Annotated in this window: 1 protein-coding gene; it reads left to right on the forward strand. The window is 72.7% G+C overall.

Annotation, left to right across the window (positions count from 1 at the left end):
* Positions 1-10,014 (forward strand): type I polyketide synthase (locus P3T35_RS40005; RefSeq protein ID WP_280709815.1); only part of this gene is annotated, 10,014 nt, incomplete at both ends.

The raw sequence follows: 10,014 nt of genomic DNA on the forward strand, positions 1-10,014 counted from the left end.
ACCTCCGCCCTCGACGCCGGCTACTGGTACCGCAACCTCCGCGAACCCGTTCGGTTCGACCTGGCCACCGCCCGGCTCACCGCCGACGGCCACGAGGTGTTCGTGGAAGTCAGCCCGCACCCGGTGCTGGTGCAGGACCTGGACGGCGTGGCGACCGGCACCCTGCGCCGCGACCACGGCGCCATCGGGGAATTCCACACCGCCCTGGCCCGCCTCCACGTCCAGGGCGTCGCCGTGACGTGGCCGCACGACCGCCCGCACGGCGTCAGGCTGCCGCGCTACGCCTTCCAGCGCAGCACCTACTGGCTCACCCCCGCGGTCGGCGACCACGGCACCGGGCACCCGCTGGCGGGCACCACCGTCGAACTGCCCGACGGGAGCACCGTGCACAGTGGCCGCGTCTCCACCCGCACCCACCCCTGGCTGGCCGACCACGCCGTCGACGGCACGGTCCTGCTGCCGGGCACCGCCTTCCTCGAACTCGCCACCCTGGCCGGCGGGACCGTTGACGACCTCGTCCTGCACCTGCCCCTCGCGCTCTCGGACACACCCACGGACATCCAGGTCTCGGTCGGCGCCCCGGACGACGCCGGCCGCAGCCCGGTCGCCGTGCACTCCAAGGGCGGCGACGGCTGGGTCCGCCACGCGTCCGGAACTCTCGGCGGCCAGGTGACGGCCGGTCGCCTCGACTGGCCCGCGAGGAACGCCGAACCCGTGGACCCTGAAGGGTTCTATGCCTTCCTCGCCGGACTCGGATACCAGTACGGACCCGCGTTCCGGGGCGTGCGGAAGTTGTGGCGGGGCGAGGACGAGCTGTACGCCGAGGTGTCCGTCCCCGACGGCGCCCGCTTCGGCATCCACCCCGCGCTCCTGGACGCCGCACTCCAGCCGCTGATCCTGCTCAGCCCCGACACCCGGGTCCGGCTGCCGTTCTCCTTCTCCGGCGTCACCGTGCACACCACCGGTGTGTCGTCCGCCCGGGTCCACCTGGTCCGCACGGGCACCGGCACCTACCGCGCGACACTGACCGACCTGTCCGGCAACCCGGTCGCGGACATCACCGCGCTGACCGTCCGTCCGGCCGCCGAGGCCCGGGCCGCGGTGCTGCACACCGAGTGGGTGCCCCTCACCGCGAGCACACCGACCGAGGTGGTGCCGAGCCCGGTACTCACCGCGGAAGCCGACGCGGACTCCGTGCACGCTCTCGTCCAGCGGGCCCGCGCGATCGTCCAGGACTTCCTGGCCGAGCAGCCGGAGCGGGCGGGGGCCGCACGCCTGGCCGTCCTGACCCGCGGCGTGGCCGGCGCGGCCGTACGCGGCCTGGTCCGCAGCGCCGCCGCCGAGCACCCCGGCCGGTTCGTCCTGGTCGACATGGGCGACGCGTCCGAGGAGGACGCGGTCCGGGCCGCCATGACAGCCGGCGACGAACCCGAACTGGCCCTGCGCCAGGAAGGCGTCCTCGTGCCGCGGCAGGCCAGGTACGCGCCGGAACTGACCGCCCCCGACGGCGCGTACCGGCTGAGCGAGTCCGGCACCGGGCAACTGGACGACCTGGCCCTGCTGCCCTGGCAAGAGGCCGCGCTGGAACCCGGACAGGTACGGGTCGCCGTACGCGCGGCCGGTCTGAACTTCCGCGACGTGCTCATCACCCTCGCCATGTACCCGGACCGGCCCCCGTTGGGCGGCGAAGGCGCCGGCACCGTCCTCGACGTCGGCCCCGGCGTCACGGCCTGGCGGCCCGGCGACCGCGTCATGGGAATGATGCCCGGCGCCTTCGGGCCGCGCGCGGTCGCCGACCACCGGCTCCTGACGGCGATCCCCGACGGCTGGAGCTTCACCGAGGCGGCGTCGGTGCCCATCGCGTTCACCACCGCCTGGTACGGACTGTTCGACCTCGGCGAACTGCGCCCCGGCGACCGGGTCCTGGTCCACTCCGGCGCGGGCGGTGTGGGCATGGCCGCCATCCAGTTGGCCCTGAACAGCGGCGCGGAGGTCTTCGCCACCGCGAGCCCCGCCAAGTGGGACACCCTGCGGCGCCTCGGACTGACGGACGACCACATCGGTTCGTCCCGCGACACTCGGTTCGCCGACCGGTTCCCGGCCATGGACGTCGTCCTCAACTCGCTCGCGGGAGAACTCACCGACGCCTCCCTGCGGCTGCTCGCCGACGGCGGACGGTTCGTCGAGCTGGGCAAGACGGACGTCCGCTCACCCGAGGGCCTGATCTACCGGGCCTTCGACCTCAACGACGTCGACCCCGCGCGGCAGGGCGACATCCTCTCCAGGGTCGTGGCGATGGTCGCCGACGGGACGCTGGAGCCGCTGCCGGTCACCGCCGCGGACCTCCGCCAGGCCGTCGCCTCCTTCCGGCTGATGAGCCAGGCCCGCCACATCGGCAAGATCGTCCTCACCGTCCCCCAGCCGATCGACCCCGACGGCACCGTGCTGATCACCGGAGGCACCGGCACCCTCGGCCAGGCCGTCGCCCGGCACCTGGTGTCCCGCTACGGGGTGCGGTACCTGCTGCTCGTCAGCCGCGGCGGCGGCGCGGTGCCGCACCTGGAGCCGCAAGGGGACGTCGACGTGCGGGTCGTGGCCTGTGACGTCGCGGACCGGGACGCGCTGGCGGCCGTACTGGACTCGATCCCGGCCGAGCATCCGCTCACCGCCGTCGTCCACGCGGCCGGCGTGCTCGACGACACCGTCATGGAACGGCTGACCGCAGAGCAGCTCGACCGGGTGCTGCGTCCCAAGGTCGACGGCGCCTGGCACCTGCACGAGCTGATCCGCGAGGACCACCTCGCCGCCTTCGTGCTGTTCTCCGCGGCCGCGGGTGTACTCGGCAACGCCGGCCAGGCCGGCTACGCAGCCGCGAACTCCTACCTCGACGCGTTCGCCGCACACCGGCAGACCCTCGGACTGCCCGCCGTGTCGATGGCCTGGGGCTACTGGGAGCAGGAGAGCGGCATGACCGCCCACCTCACCGCGGCCGACCGCCAACGCCTCGCCCGCAAGGGCATCCGCCCCATCAGCATCGAACGCGCCCTGGCCATGTTCGACACCGCGCTGGCTGCCGGACGTCCCGCGCTGACCACGGCCGACCTCTCGATGCCGCAGACCCTGCCGACGCCAAAGGCCCCCCCGTCGGACCTGCTGTCCCTGGTCGCCGCCCACACCGCCACCGTCCTCGGCCACTCCGACGCCGCCGCGATCACCCCCGGACTCGCCTTCCGCGACCTCGGTTTCGATTCCCTGACCTCCGTCGAACTGCGGAACCGGCTCAACGTCGCCACCGGCCTGCGCCTGCCCGCGACCCTCGTCTTCGACCACCCCACCCCCGCCGACCTCGCCGACCACCTCACAGCCGAACTCTCCGGTGCGGGTGGGGGTGTGGTGTCGGTGGTGCCGGTGGGTGGGGTGGGTGGTGGGGCTGATCCGGTGGTGATTGTGGGCATGGGGTGCCGGTTGCCGGGTGGGGTGGGGTCGCCGGAGGAGCTGTGGGGCTTGGTGTCGGGTGGGGTGGATGCGATCGGGGAGTTTCCGGTTGATCGTGGGTGGGATGTTGAGGGGTTGTTCCATCCGGATGCGGATCATCCCGGGACGTCGTATGCGCGGTCGGGTGGTTTTCTCGCGGACGCGGCGGGGTTCGATGCCGATTTCTTCGGGATTTCGCCGCGTGAGGCGTTGGCGATGGATCCGCAGCAGCGGGTGTTGCTGGAGACCGCGTGGGAGACGTTCGAGGATGCGGGGATCGATCCGACGTCGTTGCGGGGCAGCCAGACGGGCGTGTTCACCGGCATCTGGTCCTCCGGCTACGTCGGCAGCCCCGACCAGGCACCGCCCGACACCGAGGGCTACCTCGCCACCGGCATCTCGCCGAGCATCACCTCCGGCCGGGTCTCCTACCTGCTGGGCCTCCAAGGCCAGGCCGTGTCCGTCGACTCCGCCTGCTCCTCGTCACTGATGGCGATCCACCTCGCCGCGCAGGCCCTGCGCTCGGGGGAGTGCACACTCGCCCTGGCCGGCGGGGTGACGGTGAGCGTGACCCCCCTGCAGTTCACGGAGTTCTCCCGCCAGCGTGCCCTGGCCCCTGACGGCCGGTGCAAGCCCTTCTCGTCGACGGCTGATGGTACGGCGTGGGGTGAGGGTGCGGGGTTGGTGCTGCTGGAGCGGTTGTCGGACGCCCGGCGCAACGGCCACCGGGTGCTGGCGGTGGTGCGGGGTTCGGCGGTCAATCAGGACGGGGCGTCCAATGGGTTGACCGCCCCCAACGGCTCCTCACAGGAACGCGTCATCCGCCAGGCGCTGGCGAACGCCGGGTTGGAGCCGTCCGAGGTCGACGCGGTGGAGGCGCACGGTACGGGGACGACGCTCGGCGATCCCATCGAGGCGCAGGCGCTGCTGGCGACTTACGGCCGGGACCGGGTGGAGCCGTTGTGGCTGGGGTCGGTGAAGTCGAACATCGGCCACACCCAGGCGGCGGCCGGTGTGGCTGGTGTGATCAAGATGGTGATGGCGATGCGGTATGCCGAACTGCCGCCGACGCTGCACGTCCAGGAGCCCACGCCGCATGTCGAGTGGGACGCCGGTGACATCCGGCTGCTGACCGAGGCCCGGCCGTGGCCGGAGACGGGGCGTCCCCGCCGCGCGGGCATCTCGGCCTTCGGGGCCAGCGGCACCAACGCCCACGTCGTCATCGAACAGTTCCCGGAAGAAACCCCCGAACAACCCGCCGCGGACGACTCCGCGGAGCCCACCGTGTGGCTGCTGTCCGGCAAGACGGACGACGCCCTCCGCGCCCAGGCCCGACGGCTCGCGGACCACATCACCGCCCACCCCGGACTCCGGTCGGCCGCGATCGGCCGGGCCCTCGCCACCACCCGCACCATGCTCGCCCACCGGGCGGCCCTGGTGGGCAGTACCCGGACCGACCTCATGGCGGAACTGGCCGCCCTCGCCGACGGAGACCCCCGCGTCATCACGGGTGTGGCCGGTTCGCCGGGTCGGTCGGTGTTTGTGTTTCCGGGGCAGGGTGCGCAGTGGGTGGGTATGGGCGGGGAGTTGTACGGGTCGGAGCCGGTGTTCCGGGAGGCGATCGATGCGTGTGACGTGGCGCTGGCGCCGTACACCGATTGGTCGTTGGTGGAGGTGCTGGTCGGTGGTGGCTCGTTGGAGCGGGTGGATGTGGTGCAGCCCGCCCTGTTCGCGGTGATGGTGGCGCTGGCGGAGTTGTGGCGTGCGCATGGTGTGGGGCCTGATGCCGTGGTCGGGCATTCGCAGGGGGAGATCGCGGCGGCGTATGTGGCGGGGGCGTTGTCGTTGGAGGACGCCGCCAAGGTGGTCGCCCTGCGCAGCAGGGCCCTGGTCGCCCTGGCGGACCAGGGCGGGATGGCGTCGGTGGGCCTCGGGCATGAGCAGGCCGCCGAGTTCGTGGCCCGCTGGGACGGCCGGCTGACGGTGGCGGTGGTCAATGCCCCCGGTTCGGTCGTCGTGTCGGGCGACCTGGACGCGCTGGAGGAACTGCTGACGTCCTGTGATATCGACGGCATCCGCGCCCGCCGCCTGCCCGTCAACTACGCCGCCCACTCCGCGCAGGTCGAGGCGATCCGCGACCAACTGCTCACCGAACTGGCCGACATCACGCCCCACTCGGCGACGGTCCCGTTCTACTCCACCGTCACCGGCGAGGAGATCGACACCTCCGCCCTCGACGCCGGCTACTGGTACCGCAACCTCCGCGAACCCGTACGCTTAGACCTCGCCGTCGAGGCCCTTACGCAGGACCGGCACGGCGTGTTCGTGGAGGTCAGCCCGCACCCCGTACTGGTGCCGGTGATGGACGGCGTTGTGACCGGCACGCTGCGCCGCGGCAGCGGCAGGCAGGAATTCCACCTCGCCCTGGCGCGCCTGCACACGCAAGGCGTGGCCGTCGACTGGACGCCAGTCTTCCCCTGCGAGCCCCACCATGTCCCGCTGCCGACGTACGCCTTCCAGCACCGGCCGTACTGGTTGAATCCCGCCGCCGCGAAGGGTGACGTGTCGGCGGCGGGACTGGACTCGGCCGGGCACCCGCTGCTCGGGGCCGTCGTCGAACTGGCCGGGGACCAGAGCGTCCTGCTCACGGGGCGGCTCTCGACGGCTACCCGGCCATGGCTGGCCGACCACGTCGTCCTGGGCTCCGTGCTGCTGCCCGGCACCGTGTTCGTCGAACTCGCCATGCACGCCGGACGGCAGACCGGCTGCGACGTCCTGGACGAACTGGTGCTGGAAGCCCCCATGATCCTGCCGGACGACGGTTCCGTGCCGGTCCAGGTCGTCGTCGGCGCACCGGACGGGACGGGCCGACGCCCCGTCACCGTGCACTCCCGGACGGGCGGCACCTGGCTGCGGCACGCCACCGGCATGCTGGCGACCGGCGACCGTCCCCACCCGTACGACACAGGCGAGCCCTGGCAGCCGACCGGTGAGCCCGTCGACCTGACCGACTTCTACGACATCCTCGCCGCCCAAGGCTACGAGTACGGGCCGGTGTTCGCGGGCGTACGCGAGATCCGGCAGCAGGGCGACGAGCTCTATGCCGAGGTGGCGCTGCCCGCCGACACCCGCGACCGCTTCGGTCTCCACCCCGCGCTGCTCGACGCCGCACTCCAGCCGCTGACCCTGCTGGCGGCCGGCCGCCTGCCGTTCTCCTTCGCCGGGGTGTCGATGCGGAAAGCCGGCTCCACGGCCCGGGTCCGCCTCACACCCATCGGCCCCGACACCTTCCGGGTCGCGCTCGCCGACGAATCCGGGCCGCTGGCGGTGATCGACGCGCTGACCGTGCGCCACCGGCCGCCGGGCCTGCCGGTCGCCGGGACCAACCAGCTCTTCCGCCTCGACTGGGTGCCCGTCGGGAGCACCGGCGAACCCCCGGCCGTCCACCACGTCACGCCCCCGGCGGGAGACCCCGTGGCGGCCGCGCACGCCGTCGCCGCCGAGACGCTGGGCGTGCTCCAGGACTTCCTGCGCAACGGGGACGGCCGGCTGGCCGTCGTGACCCGTGGGGCGGTTGGGCCGGACCCCGTCGACCTGCCGTCCAGCGTCGTCTGGGGCCTGGTCCGCGCGGCCCAGGCGGAACACCCCGACCGGTTCGTGCTCGTCGACACCGACGACCGCGTCCTCGTCGCGGGGGACGAACCGCAGCTCGTCGTCCGCGACGGCGCCGCCCACGCCGCCCGCCTGGTACGGGCCGAAGCTGCCCCGGCACCCGGCCCGCTCGACCCGAACGGCACCGTGCTGATCACCGGAGGCACCGGAACACTGGGCCGCCTCGTCGCCCAGCACCTGCGCGACCGGCACGGCATCCGGCACCTGCTGCTGCTCAGCAGGACCGCGGCGGAGGTGGACTTCGACGCCGAGGTGGTGGCCTGCGACGTGGCCGACCGGGACGCGCTGGCGGCAGTACTGGACTCGATCCCGGCCGCGCACCCGCTGACCGCGGTCGTGCACGCGGCCGGCGTGCTCGACGACGGAGTCGTCGAATCCCTCACGCCCGGCCGGATCGACCAGGTGCTGCGGCCCAAGGCCGACGCCGCCTGGCACCTGCACGAGCTGACGAAGGACCTCGGCCTGAGCGCATTCGTGCTCTTCTCGTCCGCCGCCGGTGTGCTGGGCGGCCCGGGCCAGGCGAACTATGCCGCCGCGAACGCCTTCCTGGACGCCCTCGCCGTGCATCGGCGTGCCCTGGGTCTGCCGGGCGTGTCGCTGGCCTGGGGACAATGGGCCGAGGCCAGCGGGCTGACCGAACACCTCACCGACACCGACCGCAAGCGCCTCGCCCGCGCCGGTGTGCTGCCGATGCCCACGAACCAGGCGCTGGCACTGTTCGACCTGGCCCTGGGCGCCGCCGATCCCGCGCTCGTCCCGGCACACCTCGACCTGTCGGCGGCGTCCACCCGCCCCCTGCTCAGCCGCCTCACCCGTACCAGGCCCGCCCGGCGCACGGACCGGCCGGGCCTGGGCAGGGAACTGGCGGCCCTGCCCGAGACCGAGCAGTACAGCCGCGTCCTGGAACTGGTCACCGGCCAGACGGCCGCGGTCCTCGGCCACACCGACACCGCGGCCGTCAGCGCCGAGCGGGCCTTCAAGGACCTGGGCTTCGACTCGCTCACCGCGGTGGAACTGCGCAACCGCCTGTCCGCGGTCGCCGGGGTACGGCTGCCCGCGACGCTGACCTTCGACTACCCGACCCCCGACGCGCTGGCCGGCCACCTGCGGAACCTCCTGGTCGGCGCCCGGCGCCAGGCCCTTGCCTCACCCGTGCCGGTTGGTGTTGCGGTGTCGGGTGATCCGGTGGCGGTGGTGGGGTTGGGGGCGCGGTATCCGGGTGGGGTGGGGTCGGCGCAGGAGTTGTGGGGTCTGGTGTCGGGTGGGGTGGATGCGGTGGGTGGGTTCCCGTCGGATCGCGGGTGGGACGTGGGGCGTCTTTACGATCCGGCGGGTGGTCCGGGGAGGTCGTACACGCAGTCAGGGGGCTTCCTCGACGCCGCCGGCGGCTTCGATGCGGCGTTCTTCGGGATCTCGCCGCGTGAGGCGTTGGCGATGGATCCGCAGCAGCGGGTGCTGCTGGAGACGGTGTGGGAGACGTTCGAGGATGCGGGGATCGATCCGACGTCGTTGCGGGGCAGCCAGACGGGCGTCTTCACCGGCATCTGGTCCTCGGGCTATGGCGGCGGGGCACAGCCGCCCGACCTGGAGGGCTACCTCTCGACGGGTACGGCGACGAGTGTGACCTCCGGGCGGGTGTCGTATCTGCTGGGGCTGGAGGGTCCGGCGGTGTCGGTGGACACGGCGTGTTCGTCGTCGCTGGTGGCGATCCACCTGGCGGCGCAGGCGCTGCGCTCGGGGGAGTGCTCACTGGCCCTGGCCGGCGGTGTGACGGTGATGGCGACGTCGGCGGGGTTCGTCGAGTTCTCGCGGCAGCGGGGGCTTGCGGTCGACGGCCGGGTGAAGGCGTTCGCCGAGGCGGCTGATGGTACGGCGTGGGGTGAGGGTGCGGGTGTCGTGCTGTTGGAGCGTTTGTCGGACGCCCGTCGTAACGGTCACCGGGTGCTGGCGGTGGTGCGGGGTTCTGCGGTGAATCAGGACGGGGCGTCCAATGGGTTGACCGCGCCGAATGGTCCGTCGCAGGAACGCGTCATCCGTCAGGCGCTGGCGAACGCCGGGTTGGCGCCGTCCGAGGTGGACGCGGTGGAGGCGCACGGCACCGGTACCACCCTTGGCGATCCGATCGAGGCTCAGGCGCTGCTGGCGACGTACGGTCAGGACCGTTCCGAGCCGCTGTGGTTGGGGTCGGTGAAGTCGAACATCGGGCACACCCAGGCGGCGGCCGGTGTGGCTGGTGTGATCAAGATGATCATGGCGATGCGGCACGGTGAACTGCCGCCGACGCTGCATGTTGATGCGCCGACCTCGCACGTCGACTGGGAGTCCGGGAGCGTCCGGCTGCTCACCGAGGCCCGGCCCTGGCCCGACAACGGCCACCCGCGTCGCGCGGGCATCTCGGCGTTCGGCATCAGCGGTACCAACGCGCACGTGATCCTGGAGGCACCGGCCGGGGATCCGGCCACGCCCGCCCCTGCGGCCGCGGTGCCGGTGCCGTGGCTGCTGTCGGCGAAGTCGGACGCGGCACTGCGCGACCAGGCCCGCCGACTGCGCGGGTTCCTTGTCGAGCACCCCGAGGTCACACCGGCCGAGGTGGCCGCGGAGCTGGCCGCGCGGGCCCGGTTCCCGCACCGTGCCGTGCTGACGGACCTGGCCGGCCTGGACGCGCTGATCGGCGGAGAACCCGGAATCGTCACGGGCACTGCTGCCTCCCCGGGCAAGTCGGCGTTTGTGTTCTCTGGTCAGGGTGGTCAGTGGGTGGGGATGGGTCGGGGCTTGTATCGGGTCTTCCCGGTGTTCGCGCGGGTGTTGGACGAGGTGTGCGGGTTGTTGGGGTTGCCGGTCGAGGTGTTGTTCGAGGACGCGGAAGGG

The organism is Kitasatospora sp. GP30, from assembly GCF_029892145.1.
GTDB classification, from domain to species: domain Bacteria; phylum Actinomycetota; class Actinomycetes; order Streptomycetales; family Streptomycetaceae; genus Kitasatospora; species Kitasatospora acidiphila.